The sequence below is a fragment of the Kribbella antibiotica genome (genome assembly GCF_004349055.1).
Taxonomy (GTDB): Bacteria; Actinomycetota; Actinomycetes; order Propionibacteriales; family Kribbellaceae; genus Kribbella; species Kribbella antibiotica.
In genome coordinates, this window is sequence record NZ_SMKX01000067.1 from 15214 (window position 1) to 40852 (window position 25639).

A 25639-nucleotide genomic window follows, 5' to 3' on the forward strand; every position below is an offset into this window, starting at 1 on the left:
GTACCTAACGCGCCGGACGCGTCGCGCGTCAATGAGGAACATGACAGGGTCGTCTCGTCCGGCGGAGAACTCTGGTGTGAGGGTGGTGGAGGGTATGCGTCGGCGACGCTTGTCCTGGGGTGCGGCAATGGTTGTGGTGGCGGCGCTTCTGGTGTCTGGTCCGACGCAGCCGACTCCAGCCGCAGCAGTGGAGACCGGATACATGACGGCTCCGGAGCTGGCCTCGCCAGAGGCGCGCGCGATGGCGACGGCACTCCGCACCGGGCAGCAGGTCGAGCTGACCGACCAGCGCACCGAGACCGGGCAGGTGTATGCGAACCCTGACGGCACCAAGACGATGGAGCAGCACAGCATGCCGGTCCGGGTCCGCAAGGGCCGCGACTGGATTGCGCCCGACCCGTCACTGCGGCTGGAGGACGACGGTCTGATCCGTCCGGTCGCCACGATCTCGCCGCTGGTCCTGTCCGGCGGCGGCAACCAGAACCTGGTGTCGATCGGCAAACCCGGTTCGCAGATCCGGCTGGGCTGGCCGGCCACGCTCCCGAAGCCCGTGCTGAGTGGGAACATCGCAACGTATCCCTCGGTGCTGCCCGGCGTGGACCTGCAGATCACGGCCGAGGTCGACCGGTTCTCGCAGCTCCTCGTGGTGCACACCCCGGAGGCTGCTGCCAATCCTGCCCTTGCCACGTTGAGCTTTCCGATCAGCGCCGATGGTCTGACCCTGAAGGTCAATCCGGATGGCACCACGTCGGGGACCGACAAGAACGGCAAGCTCGTCTACACCACCGACCGGCCGAGCATGTGGGATGCGTCGAGTGTGGAGAAGCCGCGGTTCGCCAAGCTGGGCATCCGGCACGTCGGTGGTCGCTTCGTCATCACCCCGGATCGGAAGCTGCTCACCGACCCGGCCGCGAAGTACCCGATCTCCATCGACCCGTCGATCTCCGGTACGTCGGTCAACTACCTGCATGTGAACAGCAATTCCAGCCAGGCCGACGGGTGGACCTACGACCGGGCCGACCCGGAAGCCAAGGTCGGACCGCGGTATGGCGAGCCGGCCAACGTGTACCGGTCGATGTTCCTGATGCGGACGGTCAGCGGCGCCCAGGCGATCGCCGGCAGCACGATCCTGAGCGCGCAGTTCCGGATCACGCTGGACTGGAGTTCGTCGGGTACGGCGAAGCCCGTCCAGCTGTGGAACCTGACCGACCTGGACACCGCGAACAAGAACCTCAACTGGGGCACCACGACCCCGTCGTACTGGAAGAGCTTGCTGGACACCCGCAGCGGTGCGGCCTGGCCGGCGGAGAAGACGCTGCCGATGGAGTTCGGCGAACCCGATGTCTCGACTGCGCTGCGCACTGTCGTGCAGAACGTGGCCAACTCGCGGAAGCCGACCATTTCGCTCGGGCTCCGCTCGCCGAACGAAGCCGCCACCACGGAAGGGCAGTACCACTGGAAGAAGTTCATCCCGAACTCGGCAGCACTCGCGGTCAAGTACAACACCGCGCCGAAGATGCCGAAGGGGCTGAACCTGACGCGGCCGAAGCAGTGCGGTACGGCGGCGGCGCCGATCCCGATCCAGACCGCGCAGCCGCAGTGGGCCTCGGTCGCGGACGACCCGGACCTCGGCGACAACGTCACGACCACCCTGCAGATCAAGAACTCCGCCGGCACCGTCGTACACGAGAGTGCAGTCGGTCCGACGGTCAGCGGTGCTGCGTTCGCTTGGCCGGAGACTCCGGTTGGCAAGCTCAGCAACGGGGTTGTCTACAGCTACACGGCCTTCACCAAGGACGCGGCGAACGCGAGCAGCCCGACTACGCCGGCCTGCTACTTCGTGATCGATACGGCAGCACCCGCCGTACCGAAGATCGAATCGACGGACTTCCCCGATGCGGCGGATCCGGTGATGGAGGCGCGTAAGGCCGGCAAGGTGACCTTCAAGCCGGCCGGCAGCGAGACCGACATTGACGAGTATGTGTATGGATTCCAGGCTGACGCATTGATCAGTCGAGTCAAGGCTGCTCAAGATGGATCAGCAACGATCCCGATCACTGTCCATCCCGATCCAGTGACCGGCGTACCGGCTTTGCGCTTGTATGTGCGCGCAGTCGACCGTGCAGGGAACAGCAGCGGGATTCGGGACGCCTGGGAGTTGTCGGCGAAATCGCCGACCGGGCCGGCGACGACCGTGCGTGGTGACAGCAACGGCGATGGCCGGGCTGATGTGACGGCGGTGCTGGACCACGGATTTGGGCGAACTGGGATCTGGAACGTTGTCTCCAATGGGTCGGCGTTCTACGCCGGCACGATGGCGTGGGACACCGGTGAGGGCGCGGGCTTCTCGCTGGCCAAGGTCAAGCCAGTGCAGGGTGACTTCGACGGCGATGGCCGGACCGACATGGCGGTGTTCCGTTCGGGCGCCGGTGGGCGGATGTGGTTGTACAAGCTGCCGTCGGACGGGAACGAGTACCAGAACCCACCGGCAGTGTGGACGACCGAGACCGCGACCTGGCAGCTCAGCACCGCGCGGGTGGTGTCGGGCGATGTGGACGGCGACGGGAAGGACGACATCGTCGTACAGAACGCTGGTACGGGCGACAACTGGCAGGCGCAGGTCTTCCGCGCGGCCGACGACTTCGCCGTACCGGTGAACTGGGTCGCGGCGACGGCCGGGAACACCTGGTCGCGCAGCGCGCCACTCATCGTCGACATCGACAAGGACGGCAAGGCCGACCTGCTCAGCGTCCGCAACCTGACCGGCTGCCGCACCGCAGTCGACCTGTACCGCTCAACCGGTACGGCGTTCGCCGCGGCGACCACGATCTACGACTCCGGCGCGGATGGATTCTGCTGGGACAAGAGCCGGTTCACCGTCGCCGACCCGGACGGCAACGGCCGGGACGACGTGGTCGCGCTGACCGAGAACTCGCCGACCGACGGCACCGTGGTCGTCTTCAGCTCGAGCGGATCGACGCTGGCCAAGTCGGACTGGCGCCGGGTGACCGGGCTGGAGCTGGCCAAGATCACGATGGTAAGCGGCGACTACGACGGCGACCGGCTGGAGGACATCGGCCTGCTGTACGCCTCCGCGGAAGGCGATCGCGAGGTCTACACGCTGCACTCCACCGGGACCGCCTTCAACGACAAGGTGCAGACCTGGTCGGGTGAGGTCGGCGCGGTGACCGGTCCGAAGTTCGACATCGAGCACCGGCAGTACGAGCTGGTCAACAAGAACAGCGGCAAGTGCCTGAACGTCGGCGGTAGCAGCACGGCCGACAACGCCCAGTTCATCCAGTACGGCTGTGTCGGGACTGCGCTGAACGAGCGCTTCCGGTTGATGCCGATCGCCGGAACCGACCAATACAGCATCCGGCCGGTACACACCGCGATCGACAACGGTGCGGTCAAGTGCCTCAGCGCTTCCGGCGGAAGCTCGCAGGACGAGACGAACGCCGTACAGTCCACTTGCGGCGCCGGCCTCGGTGAACCACGAGCCTGGGAGCAGGTGACGTTCGACTACGTCGACGGCAGCGCCTACGAAACCGTTGTGCACCTACGATTCGCGCACAGCAACAAGTGCCTCGATGTCGCCGGAGCCTCGCTGGACAACAGCGCGCTGGTCCAGCAGAACGAGTGTGGCCAGTCGGCCAGCGAGCAGTGGATCCTGCGGCCGGCCTTCAACGCCACCCAACTCGGCGGCAACGGCAGCACCAAGTACCGCGTCGACGCGGCAAGCAGCACAACCACCGTCCTCGAAGTACCGAAGTGCGTCACCGCGGCAACCACCCAGGTCAAGATGGGCACCTGGTCAGCCACAAGCGCCTGCCAGAAATGGACGCTGAAGAGCCTCGGCGACGACATGTACAAACTCACCGACGGCAACTCCAAACAGGTCCTGGACATCAAGGGCTGCTCGAAGTTGCCGCGAGCAACGACCATGATCTTCCCCGACAACACCACCGAGTGCCAGAAATGGCGCATCGAGCCCACTCCCGGCGGCACCTACAGCATCATCTCCGTCAGCTCCGGCTTGTCGCTCGATGTCGCCGGTGGTGCCTCCACAACCGGCGCCGAGGTCATCAGCTGGTTCTACCACGGCGGCAAGGGGCAACGGTGGTCCCTCAAACCCCAGTAGGTACTGCGGTTTGTGGACTCTCGCTGCCGCTCTGTGGCATTGAGAGTCCACAAAGAACCCGGTTGGCCTAGCGCTACGGATGCGGCCGGTCCGGTACGGCGGGGTGGTTGATCGCCGCACCGGACAAGCCGGACACGTTGTCTGTGGCTGGTCGCCGCGGCGGCCGCGTTACAGAAAGAGCTTGGCTGAGCCCGGCACGGGGTTGAGGTACTGGCGAGGTCAGCGGCCGCGTTCCCGCTGCTTGAGGTGCCCGCTATGGCTGAGGCCCAAGATCTCCGCTGAGTGGAAACTCCTGTGCGCCATTTGCAAAGAATGTTCCACCCAACGACCCCCGGGCGCCGCAGACCGCGGGGTTGCCCGCTGCCCCCGGCCACCAGTCCTTGTCTCAGGCCACCACTGACGGCGTGGGCGGCGCGGGGTGAGCCGACAACCGGGGGCTTGAACAAGAAGTGGTGGGCGGGAACAGGTAATTACTTGTTCAAGCCCACCACCCAGCCGACGAACCCCCGGCAACTGGACAGCGCCGCGACGGAAAAGGGGCAACCAGCGAGGCGGCCAGGGTCAGCCGGGCACGGCAGGACCCCAGCTCTCCTTGCCAGCGCTTTTCACCACAGCGGAGAGTCACTTTCAAGGCCTCCCCGCTACCGGCCGCAACCATAGCGAGCACCTCAATCGGCGGGAACGCGATCGCCGACCTCGCCAGTACCTCAACCACCCGCCGGCCCCAGCCAAGCTCTTTATGTAACGCGGCCGCCGCGGCGACCAGCCCCAGACAACGTGTCCGGCTTGTCCGGTGCGGCGACCAGCCACAAGCCGTACCGGACCGGCCGCATCCCAGGGATACCCCAGCCGGGCGGCGGCGAATTAACCGAGCCCGTTGCGCAGAGCGTCGTACAGGCTCTCCAAGCGAACCCGGTGGTCGACAGCAACAGCATCCAGCGGCTCACCGGCTAGGCGGCGGCTGGCGGTGTCGACCACAACAGTGGTGTAGCCGGCGACGAAGAACGCGGCGAGCAGCGGCGCGGTCTCGGTCGGCGGTAGTTCGCGGGTGAGGGCCTGCTGGAGACTAGCGGCGATCTCGCGGGCCCGGTTGGCCAAAGCGGGCGACTCGGCGACGGTCTGGAAGAACGGCACCGACCGGGGATCGAGACCGGACAGCGGATGCCCAGCGTCGGCGAGCTCGAGCGTCAACCGGTGGAGGAGGTCGACAGCGTTGCCGGGCTTTCGGAGAGCAGCGACGAGGAGGTCTTCGGCTTCGTCCTGGCGATCGAGGAAGAGGTCTTCCTTGCGCGGGAAGTGTTTGAAGACGGTGACGCTGGAGAGGCCGGCCGCCTTGGCGATGTCGGCGACCGTGACGGCGTCGAAGCCGTGCTCGAGGAACAGGCCGCCGGCGACCTCGGCGATCTTCGCCCGCGTCTGTGGGCCACCACGACTTCCGGTCCTCGGCATGCGCGCCATCCTCTCATGGTTGTGTCACTAAACTTAGTGAGTTAACTTAGTGACTATGATCATCACACACTCCCCCGGATCGCTGCGTCAGGCGCGGGTCGCCCTGGCCGGCCTGTCCGCCGTCTTCCTCTTCGAGATGCTCGACAACTCGATCCTCAACGTCGCGCTGCCCACGATCGGCCGCGAGCTGAACGCGTCGACCACGCAGCTGCAGTGGGTCACCGGCGCGTACGGCGTCGTGTTCGGCGGGCTGATGCTGGTCTTCGGAGCGCTCGCCGACCGCTCCGGCCGGCGCCGGATGATGCTGATCGGGCTCGTCCTGCTCGCCGTGGCCAGCCTGGCGACTGCATTCGTGACCACGACCGAGCAGCTGATCGCCGTCCGGGTCGCGATGGGAATCGCGGCAGCAATGACCACGCCTGGATCGATGGCGTTGGCGTTCCGGCTGTTCAGCGAGGATTCGCTCCGCGCCCGCGCCTTCAACCTGATCTCCACGGTCGGTCTGGTCGGTCTCGCGATCGGTCCGACAGCCGGTGGATTCGTCCTCTCCTTCGCGCCCTGGCAGGTGCTGCTGCTGGTGAACGTGCCGATCGCCGCGCTGGCGTTCATCGGTATCCGCACCGGTATCGCCGACGACGACCCGGCCGAGCTGCATCGCGATCCGGTCGACATCGCAGGCGCCGTACTGGGTACGGCGACGATCGTGCTCGCGCTCGTCGCGCCGACGTTCTTCGTCGAGAAGGGCGCTCACGCCTGGCAGCCCTGGGTGACCACCACTCTGGTCGTCGTGGCGATCGTTCTCTTCGTCATGCGCGAGCGTTCAGCGCCGCACCCGCTGCTCGATCTCAAGCTCATCGCCCGCCCGCTCGTCGCCAGCGGCCTCGCCTACAAGGCGGCTTCCGGTCTGGCCACCGCCGGTCTCGGCTACATGGTCACCCTGCAACTGCAGCTCGACTGGGGCTGGTCCCCGGCGCTCACCGCGATCGGGCTGCTGCCACAGGTCGTCGTACTGATTGCCGGCGGTGCCATCGTCAGCCCGTTCGTGAAGCGGGTCGGCCTCGAGAATTCCGCCTGGATGAGCTCGGCCATGGTCGTCCTCGGCCTCGCCGTCTACGCCACCCTCGGCCGCCTCGGCTACATCTGGGTCGCCTTGGCGCTCGTCTTGGTCTCCGCCGGCATGCGTGTGGTCGGCGTCGTCGCCGGTACGAACGTCCTTCGCGGCCTGCCCGAGAACCGCTCCACGATCGGCGCGGCCCTCGTCGACACCGCCTCGCAGGTCACCACCGGTATCGGCATCGCCGCCACCGGAACGATCCTCGCCGCGATGTTCACCGGCAGCATCGCGGCCGCGAACTGGAGCGCTCAACAGACTTCCCAGTTCGAGACGGCGATTACGGTCGCGGCCGGAAGTCTCACCGTCGTCTCCGCAGCCCTGGTCAGCTGGGCCTACCTCCGCACACGCGGCGTACTGCATGCCGAGAGCAACTAAATCTCCGGGTCGGCGTAACCGGCTGCCCTGCAGCGTCGTTGTCCACTTGCAGTCCAGGAACGTGCTGCACGGATACGCCTTTGTAGGGACGTGCTGTGCGCCGACTGTTCACCGAAGTCATTCATTGCACTCGCTGCGCCAGAAGGATCTGGCGCTGGAGCCCCGAGTATCGCTGGGTGATGCTGACCACTGCGGACGGAGAGAGCCCCGCGGTCACCTGCCTCGACTGCCCGCCTGATGACGGACTAGCTGACCAGACCGTGGCGGTAAGCGTGGACGACGGCTTGGACGCGGTCCCGGAGGCCTAGCTTCGCCAGGATTCGGGAGACATACGTCTTCACCGTCTCCTGGCTGATGACGAGGGCGGCCGCGATCTCGGTGTTCGACAACCCATCCGCAATCAGCCGAAGCACTTCAAGCTCTCGCGGTGTCAGCGGGCTGTCGGCCGGGGTGATGCGGGCCGGGCGGATCCGGTCGGCGTAGCGGCCCACCAGTTGGCGAGTGACCTCGGGCGCAAGCAGGGCAGCACCGCTGGCAACAGTGCGGATCCCGTTGAGAAGCTGGGCAGGCGGAGCGTCCTTCAGCAGGAACCCACTGGCACCAGCGCGAAGAGCTTCATACACATACTCATCCAGATTGAACGTAGTCACGACCAGCACCTTGACCGGATTCTCGACCCCGTCACCGGCGAGCAGTCGCGTCGCCTCGATCCCGTCCAGGATCGGCATCCGCACGTCCATCACGACAACATCCGGGTTCACCTGCGCGGCAAGCTCGACCGCGGCCCGGCCGTCACCACACTCGCCGACCACTTCGAGATCGGGTTGCGCGTCGATGATCGTGGCGAAGCCGGTCCGGATCAACGCCTGGTCGTCGCACACGAGCACTCGCACGGTCATGCTGTTCCCCCAGCCGGAATCCGAGCCTGTACGACGAATCCACCGTCTCGAGCGCCTGCGGTGAACTCACCGCCGAGCACCTCGACACGTTCCCGCAGGCCGGTCAGACCTCGACCACTGCCACCCGGTGACGTGCTGCCGACACCAGCGCTGGTTCGGATCTCCACACTGAGCTCCCGTTCGCCGTACCGGACAAGGACCGTCGTACGGCTACCGCGTGCGTGTTTGAGCGCATTGGTCAAAGCTTCCTGCATCACCCGGTACGCCGTGACTTCCGCGCTGCCGGCCACTGCCATCGGCTCGCCTTCTTCGGTGAACTCGACCGGCTGACCGGCCTGCCGGGTCTGTTCGACCAGCGCGGCGAGCTCGCCGACCGAGGGCGTCCGCGGTTCGGTGCCGTGGTCCGGGTTGAGAACGTCGAGCAGGTGGCGCAGGTCCGAGATCGCGCGCCGGCCGGTGTCGGTGATCGCGTTCAGGCTGTCATCGAGGCGTTCCGGCGCGGCGGTCAGATAGCGGGCCGCCTCGGCCTGGACCACCATCGCGGTCACGTGGTGAGTGACGATGTCGTGCAGGTCGCGGGCGATCAGGCTGCGTTCGGTACTGCGGGTTGTCTCGGCGATGTGCTGTCGGCGCTCGACCTCGGCGGCCCGGGTCAGCCGGACCCACGAACCGATGCCCCAGGCAACAACCAGTGCCAGGTAGAAGGTGATGTATCCGGCAACGCCTTCGGTTGAGCCTCGACTGTCGAGCGCGAACGCGAATCCCACATAGGCAACCGAGGCGCCCACCATCGTCGTACGGCGGTATTGCGCCAAATGCACCGCCGTGCTGACCAGCGCGATCGGAAGCGCGGACCCAGCGACCGTATGGAAACCGACGAGCTGATCGATCGCGAACCCACCCGCAGTCAGGACCAGAGTGACGATCGGCCAGCGACGGCGGACTGCCAGCGGCAGGCATTCGAGGGCGATCACCCCCAGAGCGAGCGCGTCCATCGGCCTGCTCGGCAGGTTGCCCACCTGAGTTCCGTGCCCGCGCAGAGCCGGGAGGACCGAGATGAGCACCAAGACGATCGCCAGCGCCAGGTCCCGGACCATGACGTCGGACTGACGCCACCGCTCCCGGATATCGATCACGGGACGAGGGTAGCGGTGCGGCGGCGGGGCGCCAGCAGTTGACCGCGGCGCTTGGCCAGCCAGATGAAAGCGATCGTGACGATCAGCCCGGCGGCGACCGAGTAGACGCTCGCCTCGGGCCCGAACTCCCCACCGGTCAGTGCGGCTGGACCGGACAGTACGCCGTCCAGCAGTCCCTCGGGCGCGGCCTTGCCGGAGATCTGGGTGCCGAAGATGCCGCCCTCCGCGTAGTTCCAGGCGAAATGCATGCCGATCGGGACCCAGAGGTTGCGGGTTGCGATGTAGGCCGCACCGAGCATTCCGCCGGCCTCGATGGCGATCGCGATCGCGCCCCACAGGGTCGCATGCGGGTTGAGCAGGTGCGACAGGCCGAACAGACCCGCGGTGAGCCCCAGAGCGCCGTACGAGCCTAGTCGTCCTTCGATGATCCTCAGGAGCACGCCGCGATAGAGCAGTTCTTCTGTGACGGCAGCGGCCGCGGTGAAACCGAACAGTGCGATCGCACCGGTCAATGAACCGAAGCCGGCCACGTGATAGTCGCCGAGTAGCGCCAGGTTGAGGATGACTGCGGTGAACATGACCAAGCCGATCAGCAGCCCGCGGCCAACCGCGGCGGCTGCCCCCCGCCAGTTCAGCTCGGCCACCTCGCGACGCTCGGTCCGTCGTACGACCCAGCGATAGCCCAGCAGGGCCAGCGCTGCAGTCGCGAACCCCAGGAGGAGCGTCAGCGGGGTGTTCCAGTTGGCGGCGGTGATGAGCTGGCTGCCGAGTAGCGAGATGAGAACCACGACGGCGAACTGCTTGACCAGTCGCATGACGACTCCTTCGCGAGTGTTCCGCAGCCCGGTGCTGCGGTGTCTCAAACGCTATGGATTCGCCGCCTCGAAATCGTCACCGCTCAGAGGACACCTGTGGGTAGCTCGCATGGGGGACAAGCGCCTCGATGGCAGGGGTCAGTTCGTCGAGTTGCGGCTTGAAGCGGCGGACTGCCGTCACCTCAAGGGCCAGAGCACGGTTCAGCTGGAAGCGCGGCCAGCCTGCTGCGGTAGTGCACTCGTACCAGGCCACTGCGAGCGCGGACTCCTGACTCGTCGGGACGTAGGGGGTTGCCTGCTTGGCGAACTGGACGCCGAAGGTTCGGACGTCAGCTGACTTGGATCTGAAGCCCTCGCGTTGCAGACAAGCCAGAATCGGTACGGCGAACCGGTCCGGCATCGTGTCGGCGTACACGGGCCGGAGTGCCATCCGCAGCTGGTTCCCGAGGTCGTAGTACCGGCTCTGCACCTCCCCTGCGTTCGGACCGCGGTGTGCGTTCGCCTCTTGTGTGCAACGGGCTATGGCGTCAGCAAAGGACCGACTCGAGTTGCGGACCGCAGGTGGCGCAGCGGGCAGGACTCGACCGAACCCCCGTTGCCGAGCCTCGTCAGCGCTGGTGGCGCCGAAGCTGCCCAGGTTGACCCGCAGGTCGTTGAACGAACCTGTGACCGGCCGAGCGGCTGTGTTCTTCTGGAGCTCGGGATGGCCGGCTTTCGCCATGCACTGGTCACGGTCCGCGAGGACGGTGGCCACGATTGCGTCGAGCAGATCACCCCGGAAGGCGTCGTACGGCTGACTGGGGGCCGACGGACGCGTAATCGGTAGGACGATGGCCGCTGGCTGCGGCGGCGTCGTACCGCACGCGGCCAGCAGGAACGGGAGTAGCAGGATGAGGAGCCGGCTACGGCTGCTCCAGGAGCAGCCGTAGCCGTTGTTCAGTGAGCTCATCAGCAGCGGCTGTGGCCGTTGTTGCGGTTCTCCTTGCCGACACTCCGCAGGTCGCCCTGCCAGCCGATCGGGGCGGTCCAAGTGACAAACCAGCCGCCGCTGCCGGTGATGTCCCAGATCTTGACCGCACAATCGGTGTCGAAGTTCCGCATCGAACCAGCCGTGTCCATGAGCCGGATGTTCGACTGCTGACCGTTCGCGACGTCCCAGTAGTAGTCGTTGCTGTGGTCCATGTCGGCGTTCCAGTACTGGCGGGTCAGGCTGCCGAAGCTGTAGGTGTAGTAGAAGCAGATCTCTCCGCTGTTACAGGCGGTCTGACCGTCGCCGTTGTCGGCGTTGGCCGGCACGGTCGTCACGGCGGCTGCGGCGCCGGCGACTGCGAGCAGTGCACCGAGGCGGGCGATCCATCGGCGTGCGCTGCGTTTCATGGTGATCCTCCAGATGAGTGGGCGGGGGCGGGGTGATCGTCCCGACACTCGGAAACGTAGAAGCCTGGCCCGTGGGTGCGGTAAAACTTCGGATGGGGCCGAATCGTTTGCGCAGGTTGGCGAGGGGGAGCGATGTGGCGGATCCATCTGACGACGGAGGACATCCGGCGGATCCGGATCGCTCCGGACATCGATCCGTTGTGGGAACTGGTGCACAGCATCCAGTTGCTCGACAACGGCGGCCCGGTGATCTTCGGTCCGTGGCGGCGCCGCGTCCGCCTGGCCGGACTGGCCCGCTGGAGCATGCTGCGGCACCTCTCGCCGCCGATGGGCTACTTCGCTGACTTCCTGACCCCAGCGACCGGCACAACCGACCTGCGCACCGGCATCGAAGAGGTGCTGCGCACACCGCGCTCAAGCCTGCGCAGTGACCTGGTCACACTGCACGAGCAGTGCCCCCGCGCAGTGGGCTGGGCGCGTGACCTCGCCGCCGGCGACCAGCAGGCGCTGCGTGCGCTTGGCAGCAACCTGATCCAGTTCCACGAGACGCATCTGAAGCCCTCGTGGGCGGAGATCCGCGGCCAGGTCACTGAGGAGCTGACCCGGGTACGGCGGATCCTCTGCGACGAGGGAGTCGACGCCCTGCTCGCCTCACTCGGCGGCCATGTGCACTGGGAGTCGCCAGCGCTCGTCCTGCGCAACAAGACAACCGACCGAGACCTGTACGTCGACGGTCGCGGCATCATCATCCAGCCGTCGTTCTTCGCCCTCGGCGACACGTCCATCCTCGATGTCCCCGGCGAACCGTTCGTCCTGGCCTATCCGGTCCGCCACCGGCTCGGCTGGTGGGACACGAACACCGAGGGGATCCGACTGGACGCCGTACTGGGGAAAACGCGCGCCGAAGTCCTGGAGTGCCTGGCCAGCAGCCCCCACACCACCACTGAGCTGGCCCGCGCGCTGGACCTGTCCTCCGCATCCGTCAGCGAACAGGCCAAGGCTCTCCGCGAAGCCGGGCTCATCACCAGTCGCCGTACGGGGAAGCGGGTTCTGCACGACCTCTCCCCCACCGGCTCAACCCTGCTTGGCCACCGGGTCGGCTGACCAAGACCGCCGCCTCAGTTCCAGAGACCGGCGGCGACTGCCTGGGCGACGTAGTCCTCGAACGGCCGGGCGGGCCGGTCGAGGATCGCTCGACTCCGTCGCCGAGCTCAGCTCCCTTGCCGTCGCGGATGTCCGTCATGCCGCTGGCCAGGAAGCCTGCAACCTGACGCGGGATGCCTCAGGCACCCAGGTGCCCGTTCAGTCAGCTCAGCCCATTCAGGAAGGCGACGATGTGATTCATGGTCTCCTGCGTACTCCACGGCTTGCCGGACTTGGTGTCACCGGTGAAGGACAGATCACCATGGTCCGCGCCGGTCAGCACATACCTCGTGCTGTCGATTCCCTTGCTCCGCAACGCATTGTGGAGCAGCAGAGTCTGACTCGGTGATACCGACCGGTCCGCACTGCCGTGCAGTAGCAGGAACGGCGATGTCTTGGAGCTCAGGTAGCTGATCGGATTGGCGGCCGCGACCTCAGGTGTCGGGTCCTTGACGGACTTCTTGGTACCGGAACCGTAGACCCACTTCGCCAGGAAGTTGCCTTGGGCATAGTTCACGTCCTGCGCAGCCTGATCGAAGTCCGCCGCGAGCTTCGACAGGTCGGACGGGCCGAATTCGTCGACCACGCCCTGTACGTCGCTGCTCTGGTCGAGGTTGTCACCGACGTCGAACTGCTTGGTGCCGTTGGTGGCACCGGCCATCGCCGCGAGATAGCCGCCGGCCGACTGGCCCCAGACCGCGACCTTGCCCGGGTCGATGCCGTACTCGTCGGCGTGCGCCCGCAGGAAACGGATCGCCGACTTCACGTCAGCCAGACCCTCCTTGTACGTCGCACCTGTGGTGGTCGTCCGATACTCGATACTCGCCACCACATAGCCCTGCTCGGCCACATAGGTCCGCTGATCGAGGTTCGCCGTCTTCGTCGCATTCGAGAACCCACCGCCGGTGATGTAGACGACCAGCGGCTTCGCGCCCGCGGTGTCGGGAACCTGGAGGTCGAGCTTCAGTTCGGCCTTCTGTCCGTTGACCGCCGGAGCCGAGTAGACGACATCGTTGTGCGCGGTGAGCTTCGTCTTGCCGCACTCGATCTGTGCGCCGGTCGGGTTGATCACCGTGCTGCTGCTGGTATCGCTCGGCTTGATCGTCGTGGCAAACGCGATGCCACCCTTCGCGCCTTGTGGCGCCGCACCGCCGGTCCTTGCCGGAAGCGGGCCGGCCGGGCACGCCGTACCGCCCGACGTCGAAGCCTGACCACCGGCGGTGCCGCCCTCCTTCGACGAACACGCGGCCAGCACCAGAATCACCACCGCCACCAGAGCCGTACCTCTGAACCTGCGAGCCATCTCGTCATCTCCATCTTCGGCGTTAACTGGAGGCATCCCCTCCACTTATTCGGATGATAGCATTAAGTGGAGGAAGACCCTCCAGTTAATCCCGAGACGACAGGATCGACGTGCCAGCTGAGCAGCAGCCCCTCAGGCGCGATGCCGAGCTCAACCGGCAGCGACTCCTCACGGCAGCTCACGAGGTCTTCCGGGAGCGCGGGCTGAGCGCCACGCTCGAAGACGTCGCCCACCACGCAGGCGTCGGAATCGGAACGGCCTACCGCCGGTTTGCGAACCGGGATGCGCTGATCGACGCACTCTTCGAGGACATGATGAGTCGCGTCGAGGAGATCGGGACCGAGGCCGCCAAGGACCCGGACGCCTGGCGTGGCTTGAGCACCAGCCTCGAGCTGGTCTGCGAACTGCAGACCTTCGACCGCGGACTACGCGACATCATGCTGGGGACCGGCCGGGGCCGGCGTCGCCAGAAGCTTGTCGCGGAGCGGATCAAGCCGGCCGTCGACGCGATGATCCAGCGAGCCAAGGACCAAGGCATACTGCGAACCGACATCGAGGGCTGGGACCTTCCGATGATCCAGTTGATGGTCGCGGCCATCACCGACCACACCGGACAGCCCGACCTGTGGCGACGCTACCTACACCTGATCCTGGACGGCATGCGCGTCGGCGGAAGCGACGGTACGACGCTCCCCGTCGTACCGCTCCCCACGGGCCAACCGCCCTCACTCAACCGCTAGCCGCCACTCGGGCCCGGACGATCACCACGCCAAGCCCGGCACCGACGACGTACCAGAAAAGGTCGGGCGCATTGAAGGTGGAGCCCAGGACGAGGTGGGCCAGGCCGCTGCGGGTGGAGAGATCAGCTGGGATCCCGGTGAGCTGGAAGAACTCCACTGCCCAGCTGAAACCCGTTGCCAGCAAGGCCGCCAGCAGCGGGCGCAGCCAGAACGCCGCCAGCGCGTAGATCAGCGTTGCGTAGAGCGCGACTCCGGCATACTTGGCAAAGTCACCGCCGGTGAACGCCCGCACACCCAACCCCAAGGCCAGTACGACGGGCACGGCCAGCCACGGTCTCATCCCCAATAGCCTAGTGGTGTGTCGCGGCCAGCAGACCGCGACGGTCTACTAGTGCAACCGTTTCCACCCCTGTCGAACCACTGCGGATCTGGGCTCAACCGTTGCTAGCTTCCAACGGACGCCTGCAGCTTGCAGGCGGCATGGATGGAAGGACCAACGATGAGAGCTACCAAGAAGACCCTGGCGATCACAGCGTTACTCGTACTGGCCGGCACCGGCCTGGCCGGCTCGGGAACCGCTACTGCTGCCACGACCACCAGCACTCCCGCTGCGGCCAGCACCCGCCAGGTTGCCGATGTGACCTACTACTTCCACACGGTCTGGGCCACCTCGGGCGACTGCGCCAACCGCGGCCGCCGCGGGATCAGCAACGGTGAGTGGATCGACTGGATCTGCGTCAACGACGGCCTGCACTCGCCGGTCTACAAGTGGAGCCTGTACATCCGCTAGTTCAGCACTCTCCCCAGGCGCGCTCTGACCCGACGCCCGGGGAAAGCACTAGATGTCACGCCGTCACTGACAGAGCTCCGGCGTGACGCAGGCCCTTCGGCGCAGATCTCCGCGCGGATGGGTCGACGTCCTACCGCGTCCGCCCGTGGCGGTACACGCTGACCACGACGCCGTAGCGCTGGTCGCGGTCGCTCGCCGGCTCGAGTGCGTGGACGAGCTTGTCGAGATGCTGGGTCAACGCGGCAGCCTGGGGTTTGGTCAGTCGCAGGATCCGGTGATTCAGGAGCGCCTCTTTGTCGCCGGCGATCTCGTTGGCCAGATTGCTCATCATCGCGAAGAGCGTGGCGTTGTCCGGCCCGCCTTCGAACTTGATGACCCGCGCCGGACGGACGTAGTACTGCTCGGTCCCGCCGCGCACTGTGCGCGTAGGCCCCTTCGCCACCAGGCCTGCTGCGACCAGTACGGCGAGGTGGTGCGCCACGTTGCCCTTGTTGATCAGCAGGCGATTCGTCAGCTGGCTGACGGTCGCTGCGCCCTCCCCGAGCTCGAGCAGCAGGCGATGCCGCGTGGGGTGGCTCAGGGCGCGCGCATGCTTCGCGCTGGTGGCGTCGTACACGTCTGCCGGGTTCACAAATCAAGCGTCAAGAACTGTTGTCGCTTTGTCAACACCGCTGCTGGACTGGGGACATGACGATCACAGCGAACCTGAACGACCGCATCGCCGCCCTGGTCAGCGAGAACTACGTCTTTCCCGAGGTCGCCGAGGCGATCGCGGCCGGGCTGGCCGACGTGGACACCGCCTTGGTAGATCCCGACGAGACCGCCGCCCGCCTGACCGAACGGCTGCAGACCGTCAACCAGGACCGACACCTCCGGGTGCGCCACCGTCCGTCGGGCGCTCTTCGCCCCGCTGACTGGGAGCAGCACTACGCCGCCGAAGCGGTCCGGAACGCGGGCGGCATCAACCGGGTCGAGCGGCTCGAAGGAAACACCGGCCTGCTGGCGATCGCGCCGTACACGTCACCGGTGCACATGGCCGAGCGCTACATCGTCGCCGCCTTCGAACTCCTGGCCGGCGTCGATCGGCTGGTCATCGACGTGCGCGCCGGCCGCGGCGGCGTACCCGAAACGGTCGCCCTCATCTGCGGCTACCTGCTCGGCCACGAGCCGGTGCACCTGCAGGACCTCGTCGCACGCGACGGCACCATCCGGCAGTTCTGGACCAACCCAGCTGCCGGCCGCCTGCCCCTGTCGGTCCCCATCAGCGTGCTGACCAGCGCCAACACCTTCTCCGGCTGCGAAGAACTCGCCTACAACCTCCAGGCCCACGGCCGCGCCACCGTCATCGGCGAGCGAACCCGCGGCGGCGCCCACCCGGTCGAGATCTTCGAACTGACCGACACCCTGGAGCTGACCATCCCCATCGCCCGCTCGGTGAACGCAGTCACCGGCACCAACTGGGAACAGGTCGGCGTCGTACCGGACATCGAATGCCCGGCCGAGGAGGCACTCGAGCGCGCATCACAAGTCTTCGGGTGAACTGCTCAGGGGTGGAGGTAGAGGCCTTCGGCGAGCAACAACAGGCCGACGAGCCCGGCCGCAGTCGGAGCGGCGAGCAACTGTCGCCGCCGGAAGCGGTGTCCGCTATGCCACTGCGCGGCTCACCTCCTGGTCGAGAGGCTCGACTGGGGTGCCTATCCAGCGGGTGTGGGCGGGGAGGCGTTCGCCGCGCATCACCAGGGAGTTGGCGCCGACTGTGCAGCCGTCCTCTATCGCTGCGTCGAGCAGGATGATGCTGTGCGGGCCGAGCGTCGCGCCAGAGCCGAGGTGAACCGGGCCGAGCCGCAGGACCCGGTCGTGGAACAGGTGGGTCTGGAGGACGCAGCCCCGGTTCACCACAGCACCGTCTTCCAGGGTGACGAGGTCCGGTTCGGGGAGCCAGCGGGTTTCGCAGGAGACGCCACGGCCGATCCGCGCGCCCATGAGCCGCAGCACCCGGTTGTACAGCGGGCTTCCGACGGCCAGTCCGGCCCAGCGGATCACCAGCTCTTCCACGAAGACATCGGACAGCTCGTTGCGCCATACGAACGTGGTCCAGAGCGCGTGCTCGTCGCTGCGGAACTTGCCCATCAGCAGCCATTTCGCCATCACGGCAAGCAGCACACCGGTAGCCGCCGCGAGCAGCATCACGGCCGGGCTGACGAGCGCGGTGCGCAGTACGCCGTACTGCTGGCTCATCGTCGACAAGGCGGCGTAGACGAAGATCGCCAGCGCTGACGTCAGCAGGACCGGGACGAAGCGGCACGCCTCCACCGCGGCTCGCGCGAGGACGAGCCGTCGCGGTGGTTCGAAGGTGCGCGCGAGCTCGCCGGATTGCGGGACGCGTGGCAACTCCATCGCCGGGCGGCCGAGCCAGGACGAGCCGACACCGGCTCCGTCGGGCGTCTCGGACAGTACGCCGACCAGCGCGTGGTCGGGGACCGATCGTCCCGGCTCGACCTCCGCGGAATTCCCGACGAACGCCCGCTGCCCGACCTCGGCGGGACCGATCCGGAGCCAGCCCGCCCGCAGTTGATAAGGAGCGACGACCGAGTCGTCGGCGAGGAACCCGCCGCTTCCGACCGTCATCATCTTCGGCAGGCCGGTCACGGTCGACACCTCGGCCCGTCGACCGACTGTCGCGCCGAGCATCCTTAGCCAGACCGGTGTGAAGAGACCGGCGTAAAGCGGGAACAAGGTGCGACGCGCCATCGTCATCGTGGCTTGGATCAGTGAGGCGCTCCAACCCGCCAGGCTGTCCACCCGGTGCACGCCTGGCCGGACGCCGTGACTGGCCAGCCTCACCATCGCGGCCGTCATCAGACTGTTGAGGAACAGATAGGCGGCTGCCGCGGACGGCGCGATCCACAGACTCGCGAGGAGCACCGCTCCGAGACTCGCGTTGTTGCTGAGGAGTGCCTGGACAGCGAAGGCGCCAGGAAGCGTAGCCACCATCGTGATCAGAGCTGAAGCCGTCGGCGTGAGGCTGTGGGCGAACTGCCACCAGCGCGAGCGCCTCGCCGGTTCGACCGGCCACTGCAGGCCGGCCTCGTCCAGTGGACGGGCGGGCGAACCGCCCCATCGTTGACCAGCTGGCACCGTGCCCGATACCGAGCTGCCTGAGGTGACTTCCGCACCGGCCCCAATAATTGCCCCTGGCAACAAGGTGGTCCGCGCACCGACACGGGCCTCCGGACCGACGTGCACCGTACCGACCTGCAGTTCCTGGCCTTCGAGCCACCAGCCGGCCAGATCCGCCTCGGGTTCGACGGCTGCCCGGTCCCCGAATCGGGCTAGCCCGGTGACGGGCGGGAGGGCATAGAGATCGACCTTGCGCCCGACCTTGCAGCCGAGTGCGACGGCGTACCAGCGCGCCCACGCCGTACCGGTGAATCCGCTGGTACCGACCGCGGTCGCCCACCGCTCAGCCGTCCAGATGCGCAGGTGGGCCCAGCCGCCGCGCCGATAGCTGCCCGGGCTCAGTCGCGCGGTGAGGAGCCTGGCTCCGCCTGCTACAAGTGCCAACCGGCCGGGAACGGTGAACAAGAGCACCCAGCTCAGTCCGAGCATCAGCCAGGTTTGCCAGGACAGCGGCGCGTTACCGGCGAACTGACCGTAGAGCGCGGCGAGTGTGACCACTCCGGCCGTCCAGCGCATGCCCACGAACCCGAAGAGCAGGACCGCGATGACTGATTGAAGAACACCGAAGAGCCTGGTGGTGCGCCGGGTCACCCGCGTCCTGGGGCCGGTCGGAGTCAAGACGTTCAGCCGATCGGCCAGCGCGCCCAAGGTCGGATACCGATACGCATCGGCGACAGACATTTCGGGGTAGCGGCTGCGCAGTCCGGACACCAGTTGAGCCGCGGCCAGACTCGTGCCGCCGGAAGCGAAGAAGTCCGCGTCGAGTGCGGGTGAACTGCCGAGTACTTGTTTCCAATGACCCGCCACGAAGTCGGCTGTCTCGTCCAGATCCGAGGCGTCGTCGTCGGGCAAGGGCCACGGCAATGCCGCACGGTCCACCTTGCCGGAGGTGCGGGTGGGCAGCGTCGGCAGAATCGTCAGTGTGGGGACGAGCGAAGCCGGCAGCCGTCGACTCAGCTCCTCTCTCGCCTCGGCAAGCTGGAACTCATCCTGGTCGTTAGCGAGCACCAGGTAGCCGACCAACACCTGGCTGCCTGCGGGAGTGCGTTGTACGGCGGCCGTCGCCGCGCGAACGCCGTCCAAGGACAGCAGCGCGGCATCGATCTCGCCGAGCTCGATCCGCCGGCCGCCGATCTTGATCTGGTCGTCCGAGCGGCCGACGAACACCAGGCCTTCGGGCTCGGCCCGGACCTGGTCGCCGCTGCGGTAGCCGCGCTCCCAGCCGAGCGTGGGATACGGGAGATAGGCCTTCGCATCCTGAACCGGATCGAGGTAGTGGGCCAGCCCGACCCCGCCGATGATCAGCTCACCGACCTCACCCCAGCCCACCGGACTCCCCTGGTCGTCGACCACGGCCAGATCCCAGCCGTCCAGCGGCAGACCGATGCGGACCGGTTCGGTTGCCTGCAGCAACGCCGCGCTGGCCACGACGGTCGCCTCGGTCGGACCGTAGGTGTTCCAGACCTCCCGCCCGGGCCTGTCCAGCTTGGCCACCAGCTCCGGACCGGTCGCCTCGCCACCGAGGATCACCAGCCGAACACCACTCAAGGTCTCCACCGGCCAGAGCGCGGCAAGAGTCGGCACCGTCGACACGACGGTGATCCGACGCTCCTGGAGCCACGACCCGAGGTCGGCCCCGCTCCGTACGAGCGCCCGGGGTGCCGGCACCAGGCAGGCACCGTGGCGCCAGGCCAGCCACATCTCCTCACACGAGGCATCGAACGCCACCGAGAGCCCACCCAGAACACGGTCCGCAGGGCCTAGCGGATTCTTCTGCAGGAACAGACGAGCCTCGGCGTCCACGAAGGCAGCAGCCGCGGCATGGCGTACGGCGACCCCCTTCGGCTTACCGGTGGAGCCCGAAGTGAAGATGATCCAGGCGTCGTCATCAGGCGTGGGCGGCCGATGCGCCCCGATCGGCGGTTCGGCCGGTCTCCAGGTCAGCGCTCCCCCGGCCTGGAGGACTGCGCAGACCTGCGCCTCCTGCCAGACCAGCTCGGCACGATCATCCGGATCGTCCGCGTCGACCGGCACGTACGCGGCACCGGCCGCGAGCACGGCCAGGATCGACACGTACAGCTCCGCGGTGCCGGAGGGTATCCGGATGCCGACCCGGTCACCGGCACCGATCCCCCCGGATCGCATCAGCTGCGCCAATTCATCCACCCGCCGGCGCAGCGCCCGATAATCGAGAACAATCTTTCCATCGTCGATAGCTGGCGCTCTCGGATGGCATTTATAAGATCTGTCTAAGATGTCCATCAGCGTCCGTTCCTCAGGAGGTTCGGCAGCTTGGTAGATCGCAGAATCGTGTGCTACTGAAGGGATTTCTGTCCATGTGCTCACGACGGCTCCTCGCGGGATAGTTGTCTCTCACAACGTATCCAGCAAAAAGCAGAACAGAAGCAAACGATCGTTTTTCATAGACTATTGCCAGAAAGCCTTTCGCCGAATTTTCTCAGCCGACCGGGAAGTGGACGTCATCCAGGCCATTCAGTGCTCAGCTGGTAGTGAGGTCGTAGACGGTGGTGTTTCCGACGGTCTGGGTCTGGAAGTTCTGCGACACCCAGGTAGTGATCTCGCTCGAGGTTCCGCCGCGCCCGCCGCGGTTGCCGCTGATGAAGTAGTGGACTTTGCCCTGCGCAACCAATTCCTTGAACTGCGACAGTGACGGCGTCGGATCGGTTCCGATGAAGCCGCCGATCGCCATCACCGGCACCTCGGCAGCAATCTGCACCGGTCCCGCCGCGTCCGACGTCACCGCTGCGGCAGCCCACGTGTAGCCCTTCGCACCCTGCTGGAGCAGCGCGATCAGCTCACTCGGCACCTCGCTGATCCCCTCGCTACCGCCGCCAGACCCACCCTGCCCAGCGCTGGTTCCGGGTGCGCCGTGTTCGGCGCCGGGCGCACCCTGCCCCGTGCCCTGTGGTTGCGTCGCGGCCCGTCCACCGGTACCACCGCCGCCCATTTCTCCACCCACGCCTGCGGGTCCGGCAGCCGGCCCCGCGCCCGTGTGTGCCGTTCGGATCGTCTCGACCGAGTACGCCGCTGGTCCTGCGAGCCCCGTCAACGCCAGCAGGGTCGCGGCGAGCAAGCCGGTACGTCGTACCGAAGTACTGCTCATCTTCAGTTTCGGCTGTACCACCACCAATCCGGCCGTGATGATTCCCGTGACCAGCACCATCCAGCGCAGCCAAGGCTGGAAGGTAGGCGTTGCCTGCAGCAAGGAAAAACTCCAGCCCGCGGTCAGCAGAGCCCCTCCGGCCAGCGTGACGCGAGCCGGCCATCCCGACCGGCGCCGCCAGAGCACCATCGCGGCGGCACCGATCAGCGCGCCGACCGCGGGAGCCAGCGCGATTGTGTAATAGCTGTGGATTGTTCCCTCCATGAAGCTGAAGACCAGCCCGGTCACCACCAGCCAGCCACCCCACAGCACAGCGAATGCCCGCGTCTTGTCGGTACGCGCGGCCTTACCCGCGGCAACAACCAGGACAACGACAGCTAGTAACGCCGCAGGGAGCAGCCACGCGATCTGGCTACCGAACTCTCCCCCGAACAAGCGCAGCAATCCCGCAGGACCACCCTTGCCCGAGCCGCCCGCACCACCACCTACAGCCGAGCTCTCCTCACCAGTCAGCCGTCCGAGACCGTTGTAGCCGAGGGTCAACTCGAGAATGCTGTTCGTTGGTGACCCACCGATATAGGGGCGCGCCGACGTCGGCATCAGCTCCACGACCGCGATCCACCAGCCGGCGCCCAGGATCAACGCGACCAGCGCGGTCAAGCTGTGCAGGAGTCGCTTTCCCAACGCAGGCTTCCCCGCAATCAGGTAGGCCAGACCGAAGGCCGGCAAGATCAGGAACGCCTGCAGCATCTTCGTCAGGAATCCGAACCCGACCAGCAGACCGGCCAGCGCCATCCATCGCCAGGCGTTTTTCTCCGAGTCGATCGCCCGGGTGACAGCCCAGGCAGCCACCACCAGCAGCAAGACCAGCAGCGCGTCCGGATTGTTGAACCGGAACATCAGCACCGCCACGGGCGTCAGTGCGAAGGTCGCGCCCGCCAGCAACGCGGCGTTCGCCGAGAACCACCGCCGCACCGCCACGTAGACGAAGCCGACGCTCGCGACTCCCATCAGCGCCTGCGGTATCAGCATGCTCCACACGCCGAACCCGAAGATCCGGCCAGAGAGTCCCATCAGCCACAGCGAGGCCGGAGTCTTGTCCACGGTGATGAAGCTCGACGAGTCCAGCGACCCGAAGAACCAGGCCTTCCAGCTGGTCGAACCCGCCTGCACGGCGGCCGCGTAGTAGTCATTGGCATAGCCGTTCTTGGACAGTCCCCACAAATAGGCGATCGCGGTCAGCACTAACAGACCGCCGTACAAGAAGCTGTCCCGGGGTCGACTCGAATTCCGCATGCCCAGGACCCTGTCCGGTGAACCTGAGGCACGCCCCGTTGACGCCTGGCAATTCTCTGGGAATGCCCATTCTCGAGGAGATCGCCCCGAGGGCCTTTGTCAGGCGAGGCCCTTGAGGAGTTGGCGGGCCATGACGATGCGCTGGACCTGGTTGGTGCCTTCGTAGATCTGGGTGATCTTCGCGTCGCGCATCATGCGCTCGACGGGGTAGTCGTGGGTGTAGCCGTAGCCGCCGAGGAGTTGGACTGCGTCGGTGGTGACGGCCATGGCTACGTCGGAGGCGAAGCACTTGGCGGCGGCGCCGAAGTAGGTGAGGTTGGCGTCACCGCGCTCGGACTTGGCGGCGGCCGCGTAGGTGAGCTGGCGGGCGGCCTCGATCTTCATGCCCATGTCGGCGAGCATGAACTGCAGGCCCTGGAACTCGGCGATCGCCTTGCCGAACTGCTTGCGCTCCTTGACGTAGCCGAGGGCGTAGTCGAGCGCGCCCTGGGCGATGCCGAGGGCCTGGGCGGCGATCGTGACCCGGGTGTGGTCGAGCGTGGCCATCGCCGTACCGAAGCCGGTGCCGGGGTCGCCGATCAGGCGGGCGACCGGGATCCGGACGTTGTCGAGGTAGACCTCGCGGGTCGGGGAGCCCTTGATGCCGAGCTTCTTCTCGGGGGCACCGAAGGAGACACCCTCGTCGGACTTCTCCACGACGAACGCCGAGATGCCCTTGGAGCGCGCGTCCGGGTCGGTGACGGCGAAGACGGTGTAGAACTCGCTCTCACCGGCATTGGTGATCCAGCGCTTCACGCCGTTCAGCACGTAGTGGTCGCCGTCCAGCACCGCGCGGGTCTTCATCGACACCGCGTCCGAACCGGCGTCGGGCTCGGACAGGCAGTACGAGAACATCGCCTCACCGGCGGCCACCGGCGGCAGGTAGGCCTGCTTGACCTCCTCCGACCCGGACAGCAGCAGCGGCAACGAGCCGAGCTTGTTCACGGCCGGGATCAGGGAGCTCGAGGCGCAGGCCCGGGCGACCTCCTCGATCACGATCACGGTGGCGAGCGCATCCGCCCCGGCGCCGCCGTACTGCTCGGGGATGTGCGGGGCGTGGAAGTCCGAGGCCTTCAGCGCGTCGTACGACGCCTTCGGGAACTCGGCCAGCTCGTCCACATCACCGGCGTTCGGCGCAACCTTGGCGTCGCAGACGTCGCGGACCGCCGCCCGGATCGCCTCGTGCTCCTCGGACAGCGCGTACAGGTCGAATGAGTTACTCACGAGTCACATGGTACGACGGAAGCCGCCGTACGGGGAGTTGCCGGACGCCGAAAGTGACCAACTCCGCACGGTCCGAAGCCCGTTGGCCATGAGCCGGTCACCGGACGATAACCACGGTCGGTAGAGTCCCCGGCATGAGTGAAGCGACCTCCCGCCCGCTGCGGATCGCCGTGATCGGCACCAACTACCTCGGCGCGAACACCGCGGCCGGGATGGCCGAGTTCGGCTTCGACGTGGTCGGGGTCGAGATCGACGAACACCGGCTGAAGCTGCTGAACGACGGCAAGGCACCGTTGTACGAGCCCGGCCTGGACCCCTTGCTGAAGAAGCACGTCGACTCCGGCCGGCTGCGGTTCACCAAGGACTACACCGAGATCGGCGACTGGGCCGACGTGCACTTCATCTGCGTCGGCACCCCCTCGTCCGAAGGCAGTGACGCCGCGGACCTGACCCAGGTGAACTCGGTCGTCTCGATGCTGGCGCCGCTGCTGACGAAGCCGACGCTGGTGGTCGGGCGTTCGACCGTCCCGGTCGGTACGTCGAAGGTCGTCGAAGCGCGGTTCCACGCCGAGGCGCCGGCCGGGACATCGATCGAGATCGCCTGGCAGCCGGAATTCCTCCGCGAGGCACACGGTGTCGACGACACGCTGCACCCGGATCGGCTCGTCTTCGGTGTGCAGTCGGCCGAGGCCGAGACGCGGTTGCGCGAAGTCTTCGCGACGCCGATCTCCGAAGGTACGCCGGTCGTCGTGTGCAACCTGCCGACCGCCGAGCTGGTCAAGGGCGGCGCGAACGCCTTCCTGGCCACCAAGATCTCGTTCATCAACGCGCTCGCCGAAATGGCCGACGCGACCGGCGCCGACGTCACCCAACTGGCCGACGCCCTCGGCTACGACAAGCGGATCGGCCGCGGCATGCTGAACGCCGGCCCCGGGTACGGCGGCGGCTGCCTCCCGAAGGACCTGCGCGCCTTCATGCACCGCGCCGGTGAACTCGGCGTCGAAGAGGTCATCACACTGCTCCGCGAGGTCGACGACATCAACCGGCGCCGCCGGGCCGGTCTGGTCGACCTGACCCACGAGGTGCTTGGCGGCGTCTGGATCGGCAAGAACGTCACCGTCCTCGGCGCCGCCTTCAAGGCCGGTACCGACGACGTCCGCGACTCGCCCGCCCTCGACGTAGCCGGCCGCATCTCCCTGCACGGCGCCACAGTCACCGTCTACGACCCTGAGGCGATGGAGAACGCCCGCAAGGTCCGCCCGACCCTTCGGTACGCCTCCACGGCCGCAGAGGCCTGCGTAGGCGCCCACGCGATCCTCCACCTCACCGAGTGGCCCGAATTCCGCGAGCTGGACCCAGCCGCCCTCCGAGGCGCCGTCGAGACCCCGGTCGTCATCGACGCCCGACTCCTCCTCGACGCCGCCAAATGGCGCGCCGCCGGCTGGACCTACCGAGCCCCCGGCAAGCCCTAACCCGGAACCCGCCGTACCGGGC

At 66.9% G+C, this 25639-nt stretch carries 19 protein-coding genes; 7 read left to right on the top strand and 12 right to left on the bottom strand.

Going from position 1 to position 25639, the window contains the following annotated elements; translation table 11 throughout:
- Positions 1-94 precede the first annotated feature (94 nt).
- A complete protein-coding gene (locus tag E1263_RS22390; RefSeq protein ID WP_165956715.1) occupies positions 95-4141 on the top strand; it encodes an RICIN domain-containing protein in 4047 nt (1348 codons plus the stop codon).
- An 864-nt stretch (positions 4142-5005) separates the two neighbouring features.
- Here E1263_RS22390 and E1263_RS22395 read toward each other — a convergent pair.
- Entirely contained in the window at positions 5006-5590 is a 585-nt protein-coding gene (locus E1263_RS22395) for a TetR/AcrR family transcriptional regulator (RefSeq protein WP_132170474.1), read from the bottom strand.
- A gap of 55 nt (positions 5591-5645) precedes the next feature.
- Between E1263_RS22395 and E1263_RS22400 the strand changes: the two genes are divergently transcribed.
- Complete coding sequence (locus E1263_RS22400; protein ID WP_132170475.1) at positions 5646-7079, top strand: MFS transporter; 1434 nt, start codon at positions 5646-5648, stop codon at positions 7077-7079.
- Between the two features lie 245 nt (positions 7080-7324).
- Here the strand turns inward: E1263_RS22400 and E1263_RS22405 are convergent, their stop codons facing one another.
- From E1263_RS22405 to E1263_RS22425, 5 genes are all read right to left on the bottom strand, one after another.
- A complete protein-coding gene (locus E1263_RS22405) occupies positions 7325-7978 on the bottom strand; it encodes a response regulator (protein ID WP_132170477.1) in 654 nt (217 codons plus the stop codon).
- Entirely contained in the window at positions 7975-9114 is a 1140-nt protein-coding gene (locus E1263_RS22410; RefSeq protein WP_132170479.1) for a sensor histidine kinase, read from the bottom strand. Before E1263_RS22410 ends, E1263_RS22405 begins: the two co-directional genes overlap by 4 nt.
- Positions 9111-9929, bottom strand: coding sequence for a CPBP family intramembrane glutamic endopeptidase (locus E1263_RS22415; RefSeq protein WP_132170481.1), 819 nt, complete (start codon positions 9927-9929; stop codon positions 9111-9113). The genes E1263_RS22410 and E1263_RS22415 overlap by 4 nt, the downstream gene beginning before the upstream one ends.
- A gap of 76 nt (positions 9930-10005) precedes the next feature.
- Positions 10006-10878, bottom strand: coding sequence for a hypothetical protein (locus tag E1263_RS22420; RefSeq protein ID WP_132170483.1), 873 nt, complete (start codon positions 10876-10878; stop codon positions 10006-10008).
- Positions 10878-11306, bottom strand: coding sequence for a hypothetical protein (locus E1263_RS22425; RefSeq protein ID WP_132170485.1), 429 nt, complete (start codon positions 11304-11306; stop codon positions 10878-10880). Before E1263_RS22425 ends, E1263_RS22420 begins: the two co-directional genes overlap by 1 nt.
- 132 nt (positions 11307-11438) lie before the next feature.
- On the opposite strand from E1263_RS22425, the gene E1263_RS22430 reads away from it, so the two are divergent.
- Positions 11439-12410 (top strand): ArsR/SmtB family transcription factor, encoded by a 972-nt coding sequence (locus tag E1263_RS22430; protein WP_132170487.1) that lies wholly within the window; start codon positions 11439-11441, stop codon positions 12408-12410.
- Between the two features lie 202 nt (positions 12411-12612).
- On the opposite strand, the gene E1263_RS22435 is transcribed toward E1263_RS22430, so the two are convergent.
- Positions 12613-13752: an alpha/beta hydrolase gene (locus E1263_RS22435; protein ID WP_132170489.1), complete on the bottom strand. Its 1140-nt coding sequence runs from the start codon at positions 13750-13752 to the stop codon at positions 12613-12615.
- 110 nt (positions 13753-13862) lie between these two features.
- Here E1263_RS22435 and E1263_RS22440 point away from each other — a divergent pair, with 110 nt between their 5' ends.
- Positions 13863-14492: a TetR/AcrR family transcriptional regulator gene (locus E1263_RS22440; RefSeq protein WP_202868996.1), complete on the top strand. Its 630-nt coding sequence runs from the start codon at positions 13863-13865 to the stop codon at positions 14490-14492.
- Here the strand turns inward: E1263_RS22440 and E1263_RS22445 are convergent.
- The gene (locus E1263_RS22445) at positions 14482-14832 is read right to left on the bottom strand and encodes a ribosomal maturation YjgA family protein (protein ID WP_132170493.1); all 351 of its coding nucleotides are present in this window, start codon (positions 14830-14832) and stop codon (positions 14482-14484) included. The genes E1263_RS22440 and E1263_RS22445 overlap by 11 nt on opposite strands.
- 159 nt (positions 14833-14991) lie before the next feature.
- Here E1263_RS22445 and E1263_RS22450 point away from each other — a divergent pair, with 159 nt between their 5' ends.
- Positions 14992-15282 carry a hypothetical protein gene (locus tag E1263_RS22450; RefSeq protein WP_132170495.1) on the top strand — a complete coding sequence of 97 codons (291 nt, stop codon included), beginning with the start codon at positions 14992-14994 and terminating at the stop codon, positions 15280-15282.
- Positions 15283-15412: 130 nt separating this feature from the next.
- Here the strand turns inward: E1263_RS22450 and E1263_RS22455 are convergent, their stop codons facing one another.
- Positions 15413-15913, bottom strand: a complete 501-nt coding sequence (locus E1263_RS22455) for an ArsR/SmtB family transcription factor (RefSeq protein ID WP_202868997.1) — start codon at positions 15911-15913, stop codon at positions 15413-15415.
- Positions 15914-15969: 56 nt separating this feature from the next.
- Between E1263_RS22455 and E1263_RS22460 the strand changes: the two genes are divergently transcribed.
- Positions 15970-16821, top strand: a complete 852-nt coding sequence (locus tag E1263_RS22460; RefSeq protein WP_132170497.1) for a S41 family peptidase — start codon at positions 15970-15972, stop codon at positions 16819-16821.
- A 105-nt stretch (positions 16822-16926) separates the two neighbouring features.
- On the opposite strand, the gene E1263_RS22465 is transcribed toward E1263_RS22460, so the two are convergent.
- The 3 genes from E1263_RS22465 to E1263_RS22475 all read right to left on the bottom strand — a co-directional run bounded on the left by E1263_RS22465 (position 16927) and on the right by E1263_RS22475 (position 24145).
- Positions 16927-20724 (bottom strand): Pls/PosA family non-ribosomal peptide synthetase, encoded by a 3798-nt coding sequence (locus E1263_RS22465; RefSeq protein WP_132170499.1) that lies wholly within the window; start codon positions 20722-20724, stop codon positions 16927-16929.
- A gap of 238 nt (positions 20725-20962) precedes the next feature.
- Entirely contained in the window at positions 20963-22882 is a 1920-nt protein-coding gene (locus tag E1263_RS22470) for an ArnT family glycosyltransferase (RefSeq protein ID WP_132170501.1), read from the bottom strand.
- A 99-nt stretch (positions 22883-22981) separates the two neighbouring features.
- Entirely contained in the window at positions 22982-24145 is a 1164-nt protein-coding gene (locus tag E1263_RS22475; RefSeq protein WP_132170503.1) for an acyl-CoA dehydrogenase family protein, read from the bottom strand.
- A gap of 134 nt (positions 24146-24279) precedes the next feature.
- Here E1263_RS22475 and E1263_RS22480 point away from each other — a divergent pair, with 134 nt between their 5' ends.
- Positions 24280-25617 carry a UDP-glucose dehydrogenase family protein gene (locus E1263_RS22480; RefSeq protein ID WP_132170505.1) on the top strand — a complete coding sequence of 446 codons (1338 nt, stop codon included), beginning with the start codon at positions 24280-24282 and terminating at the stop codon, positions 25615-25617.
- Positions 25618-25639 lie beyond the last annotated feature (22 nt).